This is a genomic window from Chryseobacterium sp. NFX27 (assembly GCF_049887855.1).
Taxonomy (GTDB): domain Bacteria; phylum Bacteroidota; class Bacteroidia; order Flavobacteriales; family Weeksellaceae; genus Chryseobacterium.
Window position 1 is genome coordinate 62,160 of the sequence record NZ_JAGEKK010000020.1, and the last position, 21,068, is coordinate 83,227.

A 21,068-nucleotide genomic window follows, 5' to 3' on the forward strand; every position below is an offset into this window, starting at 1 on the left:
ATCATGAAATCACTATATATCATTGTATTTTTAGCATTAGGTGTATCTATTTATGCCCAGGAAAATAAGAAAGCTCCTGAATCTGAGGATCAGGCACAGGTCGTGAAACAGCTCAGAGAGCGCGAAGCCCAACTGGCAAAAGCGTCTCAGGAAAATGCCCCTAAAAAGCAAAACGTAACTACTCTGGCTTCAGAACAGGGTCTTGAGGTAAAAAAACAGGACGTAAAAGCTCAGTCTTCCAATTCAAATAATACCTCGGGACAATTGCTGCCCAATACGGCAACTTTAGATGAAATGAAGGCCTCTATTCCCAATAGACAGGGATCCCGAACCAGTACAGCAAATTCTAGGAACACAAATAGAAATGTCGTAGGTCTGCCCAATACAGCAACCTTAGAGGAAATAAAGAAAACAATTCCGAAAAACTGATAATCATAACTAGATTTCAAGCAAAAGTCCGCCCGGTGCGGACTTTTTATATTTCAGGTTTGATAATTTATTTCATTTTTTTCTTTACAACAGTATTCCTAATCCCAATCTACGGCGACAAATTTCATAGAATTTCCGCTGTCATCTGATAAGGTCAGAAAATGTCCTTCTATGGAATAATTGGTCATTTTATCGAATTTCTGGATAAAAGCGTTTTCCAGTTCCATATTCTGACAGGCTTTCAATGTGCTTCCGACTCCTGAGATCTTTACTTTTCCGTTGGTTTTAAATTCGGAAGTAAAAAACATACTGTTGCAGCCCATATTGGCCCCACCCTTAATTTTTCCTTTTTCCATTATGCCCGTGAGGTCGACTTCTGCCCTATTTTTCACCAATTCCTCTCTGGAAAATTTATCAAACGAGATGAGCATCCACTGTCTTTGAAGGCTTGGATTTCTTTCCGGAACTGAAGAGCAACTGACGGCAACTCCAAGAAGTAAAACCGCAAAAAATGATAAGAGTATTTTTTTCATGGGGACTATCCACCCATTTTCATACCATTCCAGGGCAGAATATCGTAAAAATTAGTAAATTAGCAACACAAAAATTATTTTATAAAATGAAAAGACTATTTCTACTGTTCACTTTCTTATTGGGCTTTGCCCAGATGAGGGCGGATGAGGGGATGTGGCTGTTAATGCTCATCAAAAGACTTAACGGGGTCGACATGCAAAAAGAAGGACTGCATTTGACACCTGAAGAAATTTATTCGGTAAACAATTCAAGCTTAAAGGATGCTATTGTGAGCTTCGGAGGTTTTTGTACCGGAGAAATTGTTTCTGACAAAGGACTTATCTTCACGAACCACCACTGCGGTTACGGTGCTGTAGCTGCCGCTTCTACTCCGGAAAAAGATTATCTGAAAAACGGATTCTGGGCTATGAAGCAGAAGGACGAATTTAATGCAAAAGACCTTTATGTAAGGTTCTTAGTTAGAATGGATGATGCCACGCAGAGAATCAATTCTAAACTAAACAACAATATGACCGGAGCAGAGAGAAAAGCAGTTATTGATGCTGAAACAAAAGCTATCCAGACTGAAAACTCTGAAAACGGAAAATACACAGTAGTGGTAAAAGATTTCTTCAACGGGAATGAATTCTACTATTTTGTATATCAGGATTATAAAGATATCAGATTGGTAGGTGCACCACCTTCATCATTAGGTAAATTCGGGGGTGATACAGATAACTGGGAGTGGCCAAGACATACTGCTGACTTCACGGTATTCAGAGTATATGGAGATGCAGCAGGAAATCCTGCAGAATATGCAGCAGGAAATGTTCCATTGAAGCCTAAGCACTTCCTTCCGGTTTCTCTTAAAGGAATCAAGCCTGGAGATTTCTCTATGATCTTAGGATATCCTGGAAGAACCAACCGTTACCTTACATCTTACGGAATCCAGCAGATGGTCAACAAAGACTATCCGGCTTGGGTAGAAGCTTCCAAACTGGCCATGGATGTTATGAAAAAGTATATGGACAAGGATAAAGCGACCCAGCTTAACTATGCGTCTCAATATGCTTCTGTAGCTAACTACTGGAAAAACAGACAGGGAACTATTGATGCAGTAGATAAAAACGGAACAATCTCTGACAAAAAGAAGATTGAGGACACTTACAGAAAATGGTCTGCATTGCCGGGAAATACAGAGTATGATGGTGTTTTAGAAGATATCGGAGCTTATTACAAGCAGGTTTCCGACAGAAATGTTGAAAGAAACTACGCTTCTCAGTTCTCAAGAAATGCAAAATATATCACTCTTGCTTTACAGGTAGGATCTGTTCTTAAAGCTTATTCTGCTCAGGATATGCAGGGAAGATTAGCGATGAAAGCTAAAACTGAAACGGCAATCAAAGAAGCTTATGAAAACTTCAATCCTTCTCTGGAAGGAGAAATGCTTGCTTCTATGGCTGGCCTTTACCAGTCAAGAGTAACTAATAAAGAAGTAGCCTCTGCTACTATTTTAGGATTGGACTCTAAGACGCTTTCTAACGTAGCTTATTCTTCAATTTTTGCGAATAAGACTTCTGCTACAAACTTCTTATTAAACCCGGATGCCTTGAAACTTGATGCTGATCCACTTTGGAAAATCGCCAACGGAATCGTTGCTGACCAAAAAATGAGCATGGAGAAGTATTCTAAAGTTGATGATAACTTCAACAAGAACAACCGTCTATTCTTAGCCGGATTAATGAAGGCTATGCCTGAGAAAAAATTCTATCCGGATGCTAACTCTACGATGAGATTAACTTACGGAACAGTAGATAAACTTCCTGTTAGAAATGACAGAAACTACTTTGGAGTTACGGACAACTATTATACTGATATGACCGGTCTTGTAGGAAAATACAAGAAAGGTGATGAGGAATTTGATCTTCCGCAAAGAGTAATTGACCTTTATAATCTTAAGGATTTCGGTCAGTATGCTGATGCAGCAGGATATATGCCTGTCAACTTCCTTTCTAACAATGATATTACGGGTGGGAACTCCGGTTCTCCTGTCATTGACGGAGACGGAAACCTTATCGGTATTGCATTCGATGGAAACAGCGAGGCATTAAGCGGTGATATCGTATTTGAACAGGACTGGCAGAAAACGATCAACGTAGATGTACGTTTCGTTCTTTGGACCATCGACAAATATGCAGGAGCAAGAAGATTAATCGATGAATTAAAGCTTGTAAGAGGAGAAAACACACCTCCTGATACCAAGTCTAAAAATTCTGGAACTACTCAGATGCCTAAGAAAACAAAAAAGGTAAAATAATCTTTTTCTGATAAATTTTAAACCGTGAATTTGCGTTCACGGTTTTTTTATTTTAAAATTTAATCTTTATGATGGAAAAGGAGTTTTGATTGAAATGATTTTAAATAGGAAGAAGGACAGATAAAACCTCTGAATAATTAAGCTCACAAAAAAACCGGGCATATGTCCCGGCTCTATTATTTCAAAGTTATTCCTCCACGGAAATTCCCAGATATTTCAAATAAGAATCCAGCATCTTCTTATCAAATGCAGGCTCCTCAATATCTGAGCCTTTCAAAAACTGAATAACATTGGAACAGTCCCAGACATAAGTATTCTGATACAGTTCTACGGTAGAAAGTCCTTCATGCATATTATCTTTAAATAAGCTGGTAAGTGGGTACAGTCGGTTTTTGCTGTCATCTTCCCACTGTTTTCGCCACTCTTTGTAGGGAAGACCTTCAAGAGTAAGCGGATAATATTTCTTCAGAAGTCCGAAGAAATTTTCAAGGGTAAGATTGGTTTCCGGTCTTGCGATCAGATTGAATTTTTTACCTATTGCATCTTTATTTTTTGTAATATGAGCCATAGATTGGGTCATATAATCTACCGTGATCAGTCCTTCTCTTAATTCAGTGAGTAAGGGATAAGATTTAAATTCAACACAATTTTTCACAAGACCTGACCACCACTGGTAAGGAGCACTGGCGCCTGTTTCACTATGACACATGGCATAGCCAAGACGGTAAGTAATTAACGGAAGACCTTCTTTAGCCGCCAGATCTGCAACAGCCTCCATTACCCATTTACTTCTTACATATCCAATATCTTTACTTACAGACATCAGGTTTTGGGCTATATCATCACTTTCCAGCATTACTTTTTTCCCAGTGAAAACATGTCCCCAACTGTAGACCGAAATGGTGGATAGCAGCGCAAGACAAGTGGTTCTTTCGGCACCGGCAAGTTTTATGATTTCTCTTAATCCTTCTACGTTCGGTGCTTTCATATAAGAATAAGGTTCTATAAAATTAACGGAGCTGCCAGAGTGGTAAATAAGATCCAGCATGGCTGCAAGTTTTTTGAACTGTTCTTCGGAAAGTCCTAATAACGGAAGGGACAGATCACCTATTACAGGAATGATTCTCGGTTTCTGCTCTTCTTTTCTACCGATATGATACTGTTTATAGCAACGGTCAATTTTTTCCATAGCATAAAATTCATCCTGAGCTCTTACCAGACAGTAAATATCCGCTGATGTTGTATCTAAAATCTCCTGAAGCAGATGGATCCCGACAAATCCGGTAACCCCGGTCAAGAATATAGTTTTAGGATCTTCCAGTTGTTTTGGGTCGAAACCTCCCGCAAAAACGGTTCCCGGAGCAAGATAAACATCCTGCTGAAGGGCTACATAAGGCTCTACATCTTCTTCCGGGATTGCCTCGCGGGCTTTTTTGGCTCTGGTGATCAATTCATCGGCAAGCTGCTTTAGAACCGGGAACTGGTAGATATCCCTCATGTAAACCCTGGTATCAAATCTTGAATTCAGGGCCGTTGCAACTATAGCGACAAGGAGGGAGTTTCCACCGATGTCAAAGAAATTATCTGTAATATTAATCACCGGACGTTCAAGTTCTTCGGCCCAGATATCTGCTATAATCCTTTCGGTTTCATTAGTGGGAGGTTCTGTAGAAATAAGTTCTTTTGCCTCTTTGTCTGCCAGTTCCTTTAGCAGATGGGTATCTGTTTTTCCATTGGCCGTCAGCGGTATTTTATCAACATTAATGATCTGAGCCGGAATCATATAGCCGGGCAATTCTTCTTTCAGGTGTTGCCTTACCCGCACAGCCTCTGCTTTTTCACCGGGCTTTGCCACGATAAAGGCTACAATATATTTATTACTTCCATGATCCTTCGTAATCACAGCAGCTTCCTGTATTCCTTCCAAACGGGCAAGGCAGCGTTCAATTTCGCCCAATTCCACACGAAAGCCTCTAATTTTCACCTGATTGTCTATTCTTCCTAAAAATGCAAGATCTCCATCTGGATTCCAGCGGGCAAGATCTCCGGTACGGTAGAGCTTTTCGTTTTCCCTGAATGGGCTGCTAATGAATTTTGAAGCTGTGAGTTCTTCATTATTAAGATAACCCTTAGCCAAAAGATTTCCTCCTATATGCAGCTCTCCTACGGCTCCCACTGGCAGCAATTCGCTGTTCTCTCCTAAAATGTAAGCCTGTGCATTGGCTATTGGCCTTCCGATTGAAGAAATATATTGCCCATTGATATCTTTAACTTTTTTGAATGTGGCGTAAACCGTACATTCAGTAGGACCGTAATAATCGATTAATTCGTAACTTAATTCACTGGTGAGCACAGGTTTAAGCTTTTCTCCTCCTGTAAATAGGTATTTAAGTTCAAGGTCATTATATTTTCGGGTTTCTTCAACAACGGAAGGAGCAAGAACAGAAGGCGTAAATCCATGGGTAATCCGGTTTTTATGGTAAAAACTCACAAGCCCGGAAGCTTCTACTCTATCTTCATTGGCTGCAATATAAATTACGGCACCGGCAATAAGAGCCGACCATGTTTCCCATACGGAGATATCGAATGCCAATCCGGCAACAAGGGTGAGGTGTGAGGTGCCATTAACATGAAAATACTGGTTGTGCCATGTAACCAAATGCTGAATGCTGTGGTGGGAAATCATAACCCCTTTAGGATTTCCAGTTGAGCCGGATGTGTAGATGGTATAGGCTAATGCATCCTGAGATATAGTGATATCGGGCAGTTCCGCAGATAAATGAGACAGGCTTTCTGTATTATCCAGATGAAAAATTTCAGCATTAATCCCTTCTGTCAGTGAATTTCCGCGCTGAGTATCGGTAATAAGTATTTCCGCTGAGGTATCGGCAAGGATATATTCTACACGTTTTACAGGATAAGTAGGGTCTATTGGAACATATGCCGCTCCTGTCTTCAAAATACCCAGAATGGCAACCAGCCACTCCAACGAACGGTCCAGCCATACGGGAACAAATATTCCTTCTTTTACTCCTTTTTCCAACAATATATTAGCAAGCTGACTGCTTTTCTGATCGAGCTCGCGGTAACTGATCCTGCTGTCCTGATAAACAGCAGCCAGATTTTCGGGATGAAGGAGTGTCTGGCTTTTGAAAAGAGAAATCAGTGTTTCTTTTTTGTGATAATCCCAATTTGTTTTATTAAAATCATTGAGAAGTCTTTCTCTGTCTTCGGGGGATAAAAGAACCGGTACACCAGCGGGCTGCCCCGATGGCGTTGATATTGTATTTGGCATATTAGTTTTATTTTTGTTTGGTGATAAAGGGTTCAAATGAACTGCATTACGACAGAACCTTAGGCCTGTATAAAACAGCCTAGTACGTGCAAACAGCAAAGAATATTATACTCCATGCTATCAGTAGTCAGAATTGATTTGCTTAAGTTTTGTTTGTCAATTTTATTTCCATAATGTAATATTTTTTAAAATTCGGCAATTCAAATTTAACATAATATTCAAAACAGAGAAATAAATAATCATAAATTTTCTCCAAACTGGGATTTAATTTCAATCATTTAACACAGAACAAGAGGAATCATTAATACTCAAATTCCTTACAGCCATTTTCTAATCATCAATCATATCTAATAAATATTTATCTTTGAGGTCGGATCTCTTTCGCTAAAATCAGATAAGCACACAATGATAAATTTCTTACAGAATCACTGATTATGAATATATTAAAAAAAATATCCAATTTTTTTGTCTATTTATATGAGGCTATTTCCTATTGGGGGATCAATGAAAACTCAAGCGAGTTTGAAAGGGATTTTACCATTCTTATCAATCAAAGTATAGCTGTTTTGGCTACCATGTTCTTTATAGAAGGGATATCCGTTATCGTTTTTGTACAAGCCATAGCTGATGGCATCTTTTTATTAATCATTTCGTGTTTATGGATAGCTTCAATGCTATTAAAAGAAAAGAGAAAGAATAAATATTTTATTACCGGATGTATGTTGTCGCTGTGTTTTTTGACCACTTATTATACTATTTATTGCGGTCCGGAATGTGGTGTTTTTCTCCTTTATTTTCCGCTTGCCTTCTATTCGGCATTTTATTTTGACACAAAAAAAGATAAGAAATATATCTATCTAATTATTGGTGTTATCTTATTATCCTTTTATGGGAGTGTTTTTTATGATTCAAGCCTGCTGGACAAAAGCAGATATACCATCAATGGTTTTGCCAGAATACTGTTGATGCTCCACATTACCTTCAGCGGAATGCTCTTTGCGGTAGCCTATTATTTTATTATCGAAAAAAAATCTGCATTTTATTATTCCAGAGAGTTTAGCCGCATCAGGGCTATAAGGGTGGAATTTTTAAAAGGCGAAATTAGAGAGCTGTTGAAAAATCAATTTGTGGACACCAATATTCCCGAAGAAAAAGTGAAAGAATTATTAAATCTTGCTCAACAAAATGATCCGCTTCTTCTGGAAAAATTCCAGCAATATTTTCCTGGCTTCTTTGAAAAACTACAAAACCAGGCTAGTCCTGCTTTAACGCATTCTGATCTGTATCTTTGTGTAATGATGAAATTTAATTTTAGCGCCAAACAGATTGCTATGTATACTTCTTCAACTGTGAAAGCTATAGAAAGTAAAAAGTACATGCTTCGGAAAAAATTAAATATTCCTTCAGACAAAGAAACCATTCTTTGGATTTCTTCCATTTAATATTACATTATTGATTGTAAACCCGAGTATTTATACTCCCGCGTATAATCGAGGGGTAAATATTTTGTTGGTTTTTAGAGGCTTCCTATATATTTGTCTACTTCTATTTGACATCCCCAGTCCTTTAACACAAACTTATATGTTATGAAAAAATCTTACCCGATATTTTTATTTAATAAATTTAAATATTCAGCTTTTGGCCAAGTAGGCTTTGGTACAATTCTATCCATCCATTATTCTACAAGTTGAAATTAATCTCAGAAAAAAGGCAATTATCCGGCACATATTATTTCCCGCATTGCTTTAACAGATAATAGTTTATTTACTTATCTCCGGCGCTTTCACTGAAAGTTTTTAATCCTTACAAAACGGGATAATAAATTCTGATTAGTAAGCCTTGCAATCATTCAAAAAAACACACATTTATATAGCTCAACTAATTAGAACAGTAGGAGGCCCGGATAAGTATAAGCTTTATTAAGACTCCATAATAAAAATAATTAATTAAAAAATGTTTAAAACTATTCATATAGGATCTTTATTAAAAATGCGGATGAAGGAACTTAATATTGAGATGTCCCGTGCCTGTAAATTTTTTAAATGTACTGAACCAGAAATCGAGGCAGCATATCAAAGCAGTTCATTAGATTCAGAAACCCTTCTAAAATGGAGCAAGTTGCTGGAATATGATTATTTTCGGCTCTACTCCCAACATTTAATCTTATATGCTCCCCAAGGCAACTCCTTTTTAAACAAAAAAAACACACAGCTTCCTCAGTTCCGAAAAAGCATTTACACCATAGAACTTATTTATTTTATAATAGATATGGTCAACACAGGAGAAAAGACGAAAAAACAGATCACAGATGAATACAAAATTCCAAAAGCAACACTACACAAATGGCTAGTAAAGTATTCAGTAGCAAATATCAATTATAAGATAAATAAAGATGTAACAAATTCCGATATGAGCATAAATCAGTTCAAGGAATTAAATGACCAAAAAATGAAAAATAATACAGATAAAAATGAAAAAACAGCTGCCGGATTATCATCGGATATATAATGATATTATTGAAAAACGACACCCTGAGAAAAGAGATATTTGTCATTTTCTTCTTAAAAAAAAGAAGCTTTCTTTTCTGGATGTTATAAAGCTAAATACATTAATTTTCGGAGAAAACAGTGCTGAAGGCAATAACATCAATCAAAAATACCGTTCTTATAATGAAACTATAATTCAAGAAATATTAGAATTTCAGAGCAAAAACAAGCTCAATAATACCCAGCTGGGAAATTATTATAAATTAAGCAGAAATACTATTGCCAAGTGGAGAAAAATATATAGTCAATCCTAAGTTAAGAGTCTTCAGATGACCACATTATATTTTCACAGACATTATGAATTTCAGAATTACACATTCCAAAATTCCCGGTCCAGACTTCTGTACTGTATGGCTTCTGAAATATGATGCGATAATATATTTTCGGCTCCTTCCAGATCAGCTGCGGTTCTCGCCACTTTCAGGATACGGTCATAAGCTCTTGCTGAAAGATTCAGTTTTTCCATAGCGAGCTTAATGAGCTGCAGTGAGGTTTCATCCAGGCTGCAGAACGCTTCAATTTCCTTAGGTCCAATCTGAGCATTATAGCTGATATTGAGATTTTTATAGCGTTCATTCTGAATGTTGCGTGCCTTGAGTACCCGTTCCCGGATATCTGAGCTTTTCTCGCCTTTCCTTTTTTCTGCCAGCTGTTCAAATTCAACTTTCTGTACTTCTATATGAATATCGATCCTGTCTAATAAGGGTCCTGAAAGCTTATTCATATACCGCTGCATTTCATAAACGGATGAGGTATTGCCCGGATCGTCCGGGAAAAAACCGCTGGGACTTGGGTTCATAGAGGCCACCAACATAAAGCTGGCAGGATAGTTTACAGTAAACCGGGCCCGGGAAATCGTTACTTCCCGGTCTTCGAGAGGCTGTCTCATGACTTCTAAAACCGTTCTTTTAAACTCGGGCATTTCATCAAGAAACAAAACACCATTGTGAGCAAGAGAGATTTCTCCAGGCTGGGGATAGCTTCCGCCTCCTACCAAGGCAACGTCTGAAATAGTGTGATGCGGAGATCTAAAAGGCCTCACGGTCATAAGAGACGTTTCAGTTCCCATTTTACCGGCTACAGAATGTATTTTTGTTGTTTCTAAAGCCTCTTTCAGGGTTAATGGAGGAAGAATACCAGGTACTCTTTTGGCAAGCATGGTCTTTCCGCTTCCGGGAGGACCGATAAGAATAATATTGTGTCCTCCGGCAGCAGCTATTTCCATCGCTCTTTTTGCTGTTTCCTGACCTTTGACCTCGGAAAAATCAAATGGAAAATCATTCATTCTTTCCTGAAATTCTTTTCTGGTGTCCAGTATCACTCTTTCGATAGGTTTTCCTTCGTTAAAAAAATCAATTACTTCTTTGATATTTTCTACACCATAAACATCCAGATGATCTACAATGGCAGCTTCACGGGTATTTTGCATGGGAAGTATAATTCCTTTAAAACCTTCTTCCCTGGCCTGAATTGCGATTGGCAACACTCCTTTTATGGGCTGCAAACTTCCATCAAGAGAAAGCTCACCCATAATAACATACTGATGGATGTTTTCGGCAAGAATCTGATCTGACGCAGCAAGAATTCCTATTGCAATGGAAAGGTCGTAAGCAGCACCTTCTTTCCTAAGATCAGCTGGTGCCATATTAATTGTAATCTTCTTACCGGGAATTTTGTATCCTACATTTTTCAGTGCTGCAGAGATTCTGTAACTGCTTTCTTTGATGGCATTATCGGGAAGCCCGACGAGATGGTATCCCACTCCTCCTGTGTCTACATTTACTTCAATAGTAATGGTTTGTGCAGCGACTCCAAAGATGGCACTTCCATAAATTTTAACTAACATGATTGGTGTTTTTTGTAAAAATAGGTTATTTTTCAATCCGAATTTTAATCGGAGATTATAAAAATCAAAAGGAACTAGTTTTTTAGTTTTAGAATAAATGAAGGTTTAAACCATCTAACAGATATCAATAAATATTAGCACAAAAAAGCCGATGATCGCTGAATTAAATTCAATTCTCACCGGCTTTTGGTTGATGTTATTAAATTACAAAAAAAATGAATCTATCATCGGATGTCCTGTATCGTAACCGTGGGGTTTGATATAATCTGATCCGGTCCGAAATTACTATTGTTATGAGAATGTAATGTCCTGAATGTACAATAATTCATTTGTGATGATTCCGCAATAATTCCGACTGGTAATGTCACAAGGCCCGGATAGTTGGCTAATATATTGTTCTCACAAATAACTTCGCTGGCTTCGCCCTCTATAACAATATGTCCATATTCAGTATTGTTATCCGCCAGTCCTATATGAGTGGTTTTATTTGCGGTAACTGCCGTTCTCATAACATTCCCAATTTTTATTCCATTAGTTCCGCTTCTTAAAATACTGTTGTTTTCTATGGTAAGGAAAGAATGTCCTAACAAATCTACAGCACTTTGCTGAACTGACTTCAGGGTATTGCCTTTTAGAGTAACATTTTCTTTTTTACTATCCGTATGATCATCTATGATACATGTTTTAAGGGTCTCAATATAATTTCCTTCCAATGTTATATTGTCGCCAGCTTTTCTAATTCTGACTCCATCTCCGCTTCCTACCATTTCCAAATCGCTAATTTTCACATTGTGTACTTTGTACAAATCTACAAGCGGATAATCAAATGCATTTTCTATCCTTCCGTTTCTTATTTTAACCCCATTTGTCCCTTCTATCAAGATCTGTGAAGCATGGTTTCCTGAAGACGCCAAATTATGAATGTTAATATTAAAGATCGTATGCGAATAGGAATCCCCTTCTGTTTTACAGGCAAGGCCGTCTCTGATATTATTCCTGGTTGTTAAATTTAGTATGTTTACATCTCTAATTGACGACAAAGAATCCGGAGTGGTAATTAAAACTCCATAGCCTTCATTTCTATCGCAGGTACAGTTAACAATATTCACGTTTCTAACATGGTTTTTAGAGTTAGGTTCAATATCTATTCCCGACTCCGGAGTTGTTCCAACGGTATTATTAAACTGACTGTTCAATATATTGATCCCGTCACCACGGATAATTGATGCTCCCTGGCGGCGATTGTCAAGACATTTAACATTAACTATATTTCCATTGTAAGCATTATTTACATAGATCCCGTCTCCCCAGCATTCTGATATTTCAACATTCTGGATGTGGAAATTTTCTGCATTCAATACACTTATTCCAAATCCCCATTCACCTAAATCCGTATTATGAACAACTTCATAGGTTACTGAGCCGTCCAATACAGTGACCTGAGTATTCTCATTATAACTGGGATTACAGTTAGATGGCACCAATTTAGGAGTTATAGATTCACATTTTATATACAGTGGAGCCACTGGTTTTTCCCCACCGCTAGTCCCTGCACTAATTACTTTCAGAGGGCAGTTGTTTACGTATACATATTCTCCCACCTGGTAGGATTGGTAAGCACGCCACATTTTATAATAGCTTCCATCCGGCGCTTTAAAGCTGTATTTATTTCCTTTAACTTTTCCTCCGGTCAGCTTTGTATTTACCGTCTGTGCAAAGGATATCAGGTCATAGCCATTCGTCCTTCCCGGCATTGCTTCAACTATTCCATCCAAGAAATAATTGGTATCACTCTGAAGCTGAATTTTAGCTCCATTGTCAACGTCTATTTTATTGACTCCTGTAATTGTAACATTCTTTACTTTCATGGTATAAAGTCTTACCAGAGCTTTATTTATTGCAATGGTTTCATCGCTTGTACCATCTCCTCTTATCCCGCAGTAAGTGAGACTGATACTATCTCCAAAACTAAGCTCCAATTTATATTGATTGTTATTTACGAGATTAATAATACTAAAGCCATCATCCTGAGCGGTGGTTTCTGATAAGTAATAAACAACCGGCTTGTCATAGGGAGCTCCCGGATAATATCCCATAAGCTCTATGTATTCCGGCTTTCCTGTTGTTAATGATGATATTAATGATGATATTTCTGCACTGCTTACATTGCGAAGCTCATCCATTGAATTTTTTACTATTGCCATGATTCTTTTTTTAATTGATTATTTTAACTGATCTTTTGTATTGGGTTATTTTCCAAAAGTACATGGCAGCAGCGACAAAACATGTCGCTTTTTAAATTGATTGTCAGCAAATCTGTTTTGCAGTAAATTTAAAAGACAAGCCGATACAGACCATCTCCGTACCGGCTTATCATGATTAAAAAAACTAACTAAGGATGGATCGTATGCTGTTATTTCTTTATGAATTTATTCTTATAGGTATTTCCCTGCGAGTCTTTGGAAAGAATAATATAGTTTCCGGGTACGAGTCTGCTCACATCAATAGCCTCATTAAAACGGTGCTCGCTTTTCTGAAGAACTACTTTTCCTGACATATCAATAACAGAAATCTCTTTGTAAATTTTGTCAGACTCTTTTCCGATATAAAGGAACTGAGCTGTAGGATTCGGGTATATTTTCAGGTTGTTTTCTTTGCGTTTTGTTTCATCGGTTCCCAGACTGCAGAATTCCCAGTTGCCAAAATTCAGCTTTACAAAATTTCCTGTTCCTAGAAATTCACACTGATCCGGGCAATACTCTGTACAGGCATAAAATCCATATTCCCCAGACTCTGTTGCGGTATAGGTATCACCAGTTGCACCATTTATAATACATGGATCTCCATTGGAAGGTGGCGGGCTGCTGGGAATACATTTATACCATACATGACTGCCATAGAGATCAGGAAAGACATCATCAAATTTTACGGGTGCTCCGGCACAGATATTATATTCTCCAGGCCCTATCTGGGAAAAAGTTCCGGGTGTAAATGTGGTGAGCATGGCAGGAAGCGCATACATGAATCCATCTGCCATAATAGCCGGGCTTTCTGCCGTACAATCACCCTGTGTAACTGCCACTTTAAAATAATAAAGCTGGTCATCATTCCCATTGATGGTTAATGTCTGTGAAACTGCCCCTGGGATTGGTGTCCAGGGGTTGGTATTGGGTGTTTGCCAGGTCCATTGCTGTTTGTACCACTGGTAGCTTCCGAACGCTTGAGTAGAAAGTATCTCTGTTTCAGTGTTGCAGAACAAGATTTTATCCGGAAATTTCACCCCCAGCCTTGGGCTTGTGATGGTTGGGTTACACTGTGCTTTTATATTCAGAATGGTCATGAACAGAAAAGCCAAAAAAATCAGTTTTGGTTTCATATTTAAATATTTAATGGTTTGCTTTAGTGTTATTCAGTGGCATCAGTCCAGTAACAGTCTGATTCCGAACTTCATATTAAAGTTTAATGGTTTTTCTTTGTAAATGGTATTGAGCTGGTTCTCATTTTTAAAATGATACCCAATTCCGGGCTCTGCATATATCCCAATCTTATCAATAATTTTCACCTGCAGCCCTACCGCTGAATTCACTGAAAATTGTACAGGCTTCACATCAAGCCGTTCGTCCTGCTCATCCTGCACCTCATCATTTACTATATATTTTGTCTTAAGTTTTCCTGCTACAGCTTTTTCGGCAAGCACTCCGCCTGTAACATAGCCGGTAAAACGTCCTTTCTGAATGACATTATAATTCACCTGAACCGGAATGCCTATATAATGAATACTCTGATCTCCTTTTATATAATTTGAACGGCTTCCGGAGTGCAGTTCTGAGGTAAGTTTTGTGTAATTAATACCTGTTCCTATTCCCCATTTTTTTCCAAGATTATAATACACGGAAACCCCAAATGTAACGGGTATTTTATGTCTTATTCTTGCTTCAACTTCTTTACTTTGATTAGCCAGCAGGACTTCTGTAAGCGGATCGGGGTCTGTTCCAGAGATCCAGAAATCACTAAAAGTCATAGGACTCCCACTGATGGAAGTGTAGCCCGGAAACTTCTGTTCAGAAGAATTTGAGGAAACATTTCCTGTAAGCATGCTCAGCATCCATTTTTTTTGCTGGCGGTTTGAAACTTTAGGCTTATCATTATCAGCATACTTTTCCGGATCTTGATTTACATGATTATTAAAAATTTCCCCGCTATTCTGTTCTTTTTTCAATACAGAATTCCCGTCAACTGAAGGAGATGGGTTGTAAACAGGCGGTACTTCCTTCGTTAGAGAGATTATATTGTGTTCTTCTGCAGATACTGATATTCCTTTATTATTATCATTGGCTTCGTTATTAAATATTTTGTCCAAAATAGTCCCCATATGAGCTTTTCCTGTCAATATATTTCCCTGGCCACTATATTTTTCGCCTGATTCTGTATTGACCTGTTCATTTTTACCTGTCTTTACTGATTCTGTAATTTTTTTGCCTGCTTCTTTATGGCTATCAGCATTTTCAGAGTGTACAGTTATCTTAGGGGTTGTTTGCTCTGCATTCATTTCCAGTAAAAGCTTTCCTGTGAAGAATAGTATAGCAACAGCAGCAGCCATTCCACCCATACGGTAGAACAAAGTATTTTTTTTATTTACAGAAATAGTTTTACTTTCTTTTTTATCATCAGCTTCAAGCATTATGCCTCCCGCTAGTCCGTTTCCTTCCTCTCCGGAAAAAAGTTCATCTTTAATATCTTCCCACAGCCCATCCGGAACATCCTCTTCGTGGTCCTCCATTTTCCTGTGCAGATCATTTAGCCACCGATTATTCATATTGTGCTTTTTTTGACATTTCAAATTCTTTAATTTTCTGGATCAGCAGTCCTTTCGCCCTGTGAAGCTGTGAGGCGGAAGAATTTTCTGCGATTCCTAAAAGCCCGGCAATCTCTTTATGGCTTTTTTTCTCAAATACAAACAGGTTAAAAACAGTTCTGTATCCATCAGGAAGTGAGCGTATCATCTTCATAATGGCTGCCTGGGGAATTTCCTCAAGATCCGGTTCCTCATCATTGGGAATGTCGGGAAACTCTGCGAGATCATCATTTGTTGTTATGCCGGAATGCTGTTTTATATGTTTTAAAGCTTCGTTTACAGTGATCCGGATCATCCATGCTTTCAAAGAACCGCTTCCTCTGTATTCAAATGTTGCTATGGAGCGGAACATTTTGATAAAGCTGTTCTGAAGAACGTCATGAACATCGTCTTTTCCTGAAAGATAACGGGAACAGACCCCGGCAAGGTTTCCGGAATAGTTTCCGAAAAGTTCTTTCCAGGCAGCTTCTTCCTTTGTGAGAAGGCGTCTTATCAAAATCTGCTCCTTGTTTTCTTCCATGTACGACTAAGGTCCGGTTTTAGCACCGATTAAAATTTTAAAGCAAAAATAGACCGCATCCGGCAAACCACAATCTATTGTTTATATTATCTATCAATTAGTTTTTATACAGTACGGAAAATTGTAGTTAATTGCCTCGAAAGGATTCAATTCCGTTCCATTTACCGTTATTTTTTCTGCTGCCAAAGCAAATCTCATTGTATGATCCATACCTACAAAATATCCTTTCTGCTTTGCCGCGATTGTTACGATTGTTTTTTTAGTCGCTCCGTCTACCGGGATCTGAAGCTCAAGCTCTTTAGGCGCAAAAGTAAGCTCTACCCAGTTTTTATCAGCATTTAATACGGTTGTATAATTCAGATTATATTTCACTTTTCCCATCTTTGTAAGGGCCTCCTGTGTTTTTACCGGATCTTTTACTACTGCCATTACGATTTCTTTCAAAGGAAATTCCGGAAAAGTCAGGGTATCTTTTTTTATTTTAAAGTCTACAACTTTTTCCGACCTAAACTCTCCCTGCACTGTTATAAGCCTTCCTTTATAATTCCCGTTAATATCTTCCAGCTTTACGGGTGGTACTTCTATCCTGTCCTCGTTCATGCACGAGAACAGGGAGAAGATAATTGATAAAATTAAAACAGTGGTAATAACCTTAAGTACTATTGAATTCTTCATTTCATTATTTTTTTACATTAAACATTAATTGTATTGAGTACTCATCTATAAAATCCGTTTTTTGGGAAATCTTGCGTGGAATTTTGAAAAAAGAATGAAGTAATTCTGTAACACACTGGTTTACTGTAAATAAAATTTGAAATTTATTTTTTGGAAATAAAAACCAGCGTGGGTTTCACGCTGGTTTGGTACTGTTGAACATCTAAAATTTTTCTAGTTTAAAAAGAAAAACCGCCTCATAAGAAGCGGTTGAAATTATTTGAAATATTTTACGAATTTTTCTTCGTTTTTAATATATTTTAGAAAATTTTTAAAATTTGCATCATCCCAATTTTGCTTAATTAATATAACCATTTCTGTTTTATAAAAATCATTATCAGCGTAGCCTAATATTGCAATGGCAATCAACCATGAAGTGGTTACATTTCCCATTACAAAATCATCAATATTATTAGAATCAATTAATTCTGAAAAAAGAAAATCTTTGAATTTATCCATTCTTTTAGCAAATACGGGATAGTAATTTTGCTTGCCAAAAATCACTGGTTTCTTTGCAAAATTCTTTTCTAGCTCAGTATCACTCATCTTTTCTATGGTTGGATTGAGTGGTAAAATATGTCCCATCATTATAAATTTTTAAAGCTTTTTATTCTATTTATTAAACCTGTATTTGTTATATCTCCGAAGTTCTCAATAATATATTTAAACTCTTCTGAGAAATTTTTCTTTAATTGTTTTATTATTTTATCATTATTTCCACTTAAAGATTTCACAAATTCGACTTCCTTAATATATGCGTTTAATTCAGTTAAAACCCTATAGTTTGAATCATACAATGATTTCATGCATAAGAACCCTCTTTCTTCATCATTTAAAAAATGCATATATTCGTGCTCCCACGTAGAAATAGATGCTTTTTCATGAATTATAATTTGTCTTGGTGTTCCTTCTCGGAGCCCAGGTGAATACCCTAAAGCTTCATCGGGCCTATATATGATCTCCACATTTTTATTTTCTAAATCTGTTATAATCTCTTTTAGTCTTTCAGGATGTGACCTTGAAGCAGTTCCTAATAAATCTGCAACAGAGTCTGCTTTTGAGTTAAATTTATCATTCCTTATTTTTTTTTTGCATCATTAAGTTTATTTATCTCGCGCCTATTCTGCTTATCCTTCACTCTTTTCTCCGCAGGAGTAGCAGCATGATCTCCAAAACCAAAAACTTCATCTAAAATTCTCTCTAATTTAAAAATAAAAACCGCCTCATAAGAAGCGGTAATTGTTATGATTTTCTACCATAACTATGTCTGATAATTTTATAATTTTCATCTACATAATCTAAGATTTCCTGTTTTTCTTCATCAGTCAAGGAAGAATTAAAATAAATTTTATCATCTTTAAGCTCATAAAGCTCGGAAAGTTCAGAACAGTTCTCAAATAAAACTTTATATTTTACTTGCATTAACTCAGAAAGCTGCAGATAATCATTTTGATATTGTGCAAAGGGAAATCCTTTTTTTATCTTTTTATGCCATTGCATAAGCAAATTTGTAAGTGAGACAGTGTCACTTATTCCCATCTTTTCATCAGCCTTAACTAATATTTTATACTGAAATGGTTGTTTGCTATTCAAAGTTAATTCTATTAATAAATCCTTTATAATTGTTTTCATTTTATAAATTTTAATATTCGTCATAGTTTGTAAAAATGTTATCTAACATTTCTTCTATTGTATCGAAATCTTTTGTTGTTCCAGTAGCTTCTTGCCAAGCGTGTTCATGAAAGAATGCACGTTTTTCTGAAGACCAATTATTTCCAAAAAAACTTCTAATTTCCGCCTCAGTTTTACCACTTTTAAACATTTCAATAGTTTCAAACGCCTCTTTAGCATGAGTTCCTTCGTGCATGAGTTCACTTAAAAATATATCTGGCTTTCGTGAAGATCTGAAATACATATCTAAACCGTCGGCAAAAGCATGAGTATTGATCGCTTGTTTCAAAGTGTCTCCATATTCTTCAATACATAATTTAATGTAATCATTATCATCTAAAATATGGATAATTATTTTTTCTTCTTCAATAAGCTTTGCAATTTTATTCCCCTGCTCTGTAAATCCTTTCAGAGCATTTGCTATTTCAGTTTTGGTAAGAGCATTTATTGGTTTCCCAGACCATTTTTTGATAAAATCTTCGTGCTGCTTAGTCCTCTTCCTTTTTGTCGGATCATTTTTTCTATCAAGTTTTTCCTGTCTCCTCCTATTCTTATCCTTCACCCTTTTCTCCGCGGGTGTCAAAGCATGATCGGCAACTTCATCTCCAAAACCAAAAACTTCATCTAAAATTTTCTCCAATTTAGCAAAAATTTCCTTTGCGCCTTTTTTAAATTCACGAAGGATCATACTGATAAACTCCATAATCCTTGTCATAAAATTCCCTGCCTGTGTAATTGCTTTCGAGATTTTTTCCAAGGGATTCAGGATAAAGCTTTCTACTGTTCTGGCTAACTTTGCCACAGCTGCTGCACCGCCAGTAAGAAGGGTTTCAACAACAAGGTCTATGATTATCCCAATGATATAGCCATAATAATAGGCTGCTTTTTCTAAGGTAAGCTGAGACACTTTTGTATCAACCCATTTCACAAGACGGATAACAGTTCTTATCTGAAGTGTGAAACACTGCTTAAAAAAGTCTGCATAATCAAACTTGATGATTCCCTCCATCAGGTCTTCCATCAGTTCCAGAAACATCTCACCATATTCCACTTTACGGTCATTTACTTTATCCATTGCAGCCACAGCTTTGAAAAGAAAACCGATGATGGAAAAAATTCCGGCAACAATATCGATCAGACTGTTGTAAATCCCACAGAGAAAGGCATTGGCTATCTGGTGGCTTTTATAAATAATATGCTGCATACCTGTGACAGGATCAACAAGAAATTGCTCTATTTTATCTATCTGGCTGAAAAACAAGTTTAAAGACTTTTTTATTTTTTTAAAGATAAAAGCTGGGAAAAAATGCTCTGCATTACTCAAGAGTTGATTAAAATCCGCCTTAACTCCATTTATCCTTTCAAATAGGGTTTTAACTATTTTAGAATTGATCTTCTTTTGCCCTTCCAAATTTTCATATGGATTACCGGAGCCTTCATGCTCATAAAACTTTTTAAGCTCTTCATAAAGTGGATCAGGGATAAAAGTGGGATCGTATTCTCCTTCTTTAACATATGGATTCCAGCCATTTTCTGAAATTCTCAACTTAGTAATATTATCTGCGATACCTTCAATAAAAAAGCTTGCAGCTCCTTCTAATATTTCCTGCTTAAAAAAGGTAAATATTTGTCCTACACTGGCGTCTTTCAGACCCAGAAACCAACTGATGAAACTAACTTTGTTTCTATATATCCCATTTTTTATAAGAACTTCAAGTGCTTTTGGAGGAACACTCACTTCATGTTTTCTTGTAAAAGTAAGTATATCGTCAAATAATTCTTCTTTGTTCTTCGTAAGGTCTGCTCCTGCCACAGCACGCATTACCGTACTGTAATTATATTCGTCATTAATTTCCAGAAAAAGAATCAGCTGTTTACTGCCTGGCAGTGCTTCCATATAACGCTGAAGAAGAAATGCTCCGTTTTTACTTGCAAAAAGAACAACATCAATTCCTCCGATTGTTTGACTAAATCTGCTTTTGTAGACAATTACTTCCTCTATATTTCCACCGAATACCGGTTCCTCTGAATAAATTTGAAAACCGTTGCCTTCCAATGCCGGTTTACCATTATAATATGTATTGGCAATCCGTTTTGCTGTAAGCTGTTTAAGTTCTGGAGGCGAAATAAGAACTGAAGAAGAGCTGGGAAATTTTGGTTCCTCGTTTTTAAAAAAGGAATTCGCCGGATTCCCTAATAAAGGATGGTTTAATATTTCTAAACTCATTTTATGTTTTTTTTAAGTGTTTAAAAAGGCAGAGCGCTACACTCTGCCATTCAATTAATACTTAGGAAGTTATCCTGTTGTGGATTTCCTACGCTTTTATATTAGAAATTAAAGCCTGTACTTGAGCTTGTACTT

The 21,068-nt window shown here is 37.0% G+C and carries 17 protein-coding genes; 5 read left to right on the forward strand and 12 right to left on the reverse strand.

What is annotated here, in order from left to right; all coding sequences use genetic code 11:
- Positions 1-3: 3 nt before the first annotated feature.
- A complete protein-coding gene (locus tag J4Q03_RS18265; protein ID WP_426049553.1) occupies positions 4-429 on the forward strand; it encodes a hypothetical protein in 426 nt (141 codons plus the stop codon).
- A gap of 98 nt (positions 430-527) precedes the next feature.
- Here the strand turns inward: J4Q03_RS18265 and J4Q03_RS18270 are convergent, their stop codons facing one another.
- On the reverse strand, positions 528-962 hold the full coding sequence (locus tag J4Q03_RS18270) for an META domain-containing protein (protein ID WP_426049554.1): 435 nt from the start codon (positions 960-962) through the stop codon (positions 528-530).
- 86 nt (positions 963-1,048) lie between these two features.
- Here J4Q03_RS18270 and J4Q03_RS18275 point away from each other — a divergent pair, with 86 nt between their 5' ends.
- Positions 1,049-3,259, forward strand: a complete 2,211-nt coding sequence (locus J4Q03_RS18275) for a S46 family peptidase (protein ID WP_426049555.1) — start codon at positions 1,049-1,051, stop codon at positions 3,257-3,259.
- 187 nt (positions 3,260-3,446) lie between these two features.
- On the opposite strand, the gene J4Q03_RS18280 is transcribed toward J4Q03_RS18275, so the two are convergent.
- On the reverse strand, positions 3,447-6,554 hold the full coding sequence (locus J4Q03_RS18280) for an amino acid adenylation domain-containing protein (RefSeq protein WP_426049556.1): 3,108 nt from the start codon (positions 6,552-6,554) through the stop codon (positions 3,447-3,449).
- 434 nt (positions 6,555-6,988) lie between these two features.
- Between J4Q03_RS18280 and J4Q03_RS18285 the strand changes: the two genes are divergently transcribed.
- The 3 genes from J4Q03_RS18285 (at position 6,989) to J4Q03_RS18295 (ending at position 9,354) form a co-directional block, all read left to right on the forward strand.
- A complete protein-coding gene (locus J4Q03_RS18285; RefSeq protein ID WP_426049557.1) occupies positions 6,989-7,996 on the forward strand; it encodes a hypothetical protein in 1,008 nt (335 codons plus the stop codon).
- Between the two features lie 553 nt (positions 7,997-8,549).
- Positions 8,550-9,062, forward strand: a complete 513-nt coding sequence (locus J4Q03_RS18290; RefSeq protein WP_426049558.1) for a transposase — start codon at positions 8,550-8,552, stop codon at positions 9,060-9,062.
- Positions 9,025-9,354: a helix-turn-helix domain-containing protein gene (locus J4Q03_RS18295; RefSeq protein ID WP_426049559.1), complete on the forward strand. Its 330-nt coding sequence runs from the start codon at positions 9,025-9,027 to the stop codon at positions 9,352-9,354. The genes J4Q03_RS18290 and J4Q03_RS18295 overlap by 38 nt, the downstream gene beginning before the upstream one ends.
- Positions 9,355-9,410: 56 nt before the next feature.
- Here the strand turns inward: J4Q03_RS18295 and J4Q03_RS18300 are convergent, their stop codons facing one another.
- The 10 genes from J4Q03_RS18300 to J4Q03_RS18345 all read right to left on the reverse strand — a co-directional run bounded on the left by J4Q03_RS18300 (position 9,411) and on the right by J4Q03_RS18345 (position 20,933).
- Entirely contained in the window at positions 9,411-10,946 is a 1,536-nt protein-coding gene (locus J4Q03_RS18300; RefSeq protein WP_426049560.1) for a YifB family Mg chelatase-like AAA ATPase, read from the reverse strand.
- 224 nt (positions 10,947-11,170) lie between these two features.
- The gene (locus tag J4Q03_RS18305; protein WP_426049561.1) at positions 11,171-13,150 is read right to left on the reverse strand and encodes a right-handed parallel beta-helix repeat-containing protein; all 1,980 of its coding nucleotides are present in this window, start codon (positions 13,148-13,150) and stop codon (positions 11,171-11,173) included.
- Positions 13,151-13,359: 209 nt separating this feature from the next.
- A complete protein-coding gene (locus J4Q03_RS18310; RefSeq protein WP_426049562.1) occupies positions 13,360-14,322 on the reverse strand; it encodes a T9SS type A sorting domain-containing protein in 963 nt (320 codons plus the stop codon).
- Between the two features lie 42 nt (positions 14,323-14,364).
- Entirely contained in the window at positions 14,365-15,762 is a 1,398-nt protein-coding gene (locus J4Q03_RS18315; RefSeq protein ID WP_426049563.1) for an outer membrane beta-barrel protein, read from the reverse strand.
- Complete coding sequence (locus J4Q03_RS18320) at positions 15,755-16,321, reverse strand: RNA polymerase sigma factor (RefSeq protein ID WP_426049564.1); 567 nt, start codon at positions 16,319-16,321, stop codon at positions 15,755-15,757. Before J4Q03_RS18320 ends, J4Q03_RS18315 begins: the two co-directional genes overlap by 8 nt.
- A gap of 93 nt (positions 16,322-16,414) precedes the next feature.
- Positions 16,415-16,996, reverse strand: a complete 582-nt coding sequence (locus J4Q03_RS18325) for a DUF4840 domain-containing protein (protein ID WP_426049565.1) — start codon at positions 16,994-16,996, stop codon at positions 16,415-16,417.
- 255 nt (positions 16,997-17,251) lie between these two features.
- The gene (locus J4Q03_RS18330; protein WP_426049566.1) at positions 17,252-17,623 is read right to left on the reverse strand and encodes a hypothetical protein; all 372 of its coding nucleotides are present in this window, start codon (positions 17,621-17,623) and stop codon (positions 17,252-17,254) included.
- Positions 17,623-18,000, reverse strand: coding sequence for a hypothetical protein (locus tag J4Q03_RS18335; protein WP_426049567.1), 378 nt, complete (start codon positions 17,998-18,000; stop codon positions 17,623-17,625). Before J4Q03_RS18335 ends, J4Q03_RS18330 begins: the two co-directional genes overlap by 1 nt.
- 277 nt (positions 18,001-18,277) lie before the next feature.
- Positions 18,278-18,667, reverse strand: a complete 390-nt coding sequence (locus J4Q03_RS18340) for a hypothetical protein (RefSeq protein WP_426049568.1) — start codon at positions 18,665-18,667, stop codon at positions 18,278-18,280.
- Between the two features lie 10 nt (positions 18,668-18,677).
- Entirely contained in the window at positions 18,678-20,933 is a 2,256-nt protein-coding gene (locus J4Q03_RS18345) for a hypothetical protein (RefSeq protein WP_426049569.1), read from the reverse strand.
- Between the last annotated feature and the right edge of the window lie 135 nt (positions 20,934-21,068).